Consider the following 379-nt stretch of genomic DNA (forward strand, 5'->3'; position numbering starts at 1 on the left):
GCTGTGATTGACAGCACGAAAGCTGGTAGGGATGCAGGGGAATACCTGGACAAGAAACGGAACGGAATCCCAATCTGTAGCAGTTTGGAGGAAGCAATTAGAGTTTCAAAGGTAAAGCCGCAGTATTTTATTTTTGGCATTGCTCCTTCTAATGCCTTTTTGCAAGCAGGAGAAAGAGAGATTCTAAAGAAGGCAATGGAAGCAGGAATGCATATCATCAACCCGCTTCAGGAATTCCTGACGGAGGATGAAGAAATGGTAGAATTGGCGAAGAAGCATGGAGTAACCATCCGCGACATTCGTAAACCAAAACCGAAAAAAGAGTGGAAAATATTCACGGGGGGTATTTTTCAAATTGAAACCCCGATTGTTGCAGTAT

Annotated in this window: 1 protein-coding gene; it reads left to right on the forward strand. The window is 43.5% G+C overall.

What is annotated here, in order from left to right:
* Positions 1–379: DUF1611 domain-containing protein (locus RYX56_RS21405; protein ID WP_317123995.1), on the forward strand; the 379-nt coding region annotated here is incomplete at both ends.

The sequence above is a fragment of the Alkalihalophilus lindianensis genome (assembly GCF_032843265.1).
Classification (GTDB): domain Bacteria; phylum Bacillota; class Bacilli; order Bacillales; family Bacillaceae_D; genus Alkalihalophilus; species Alkalihalophilus lindianensis.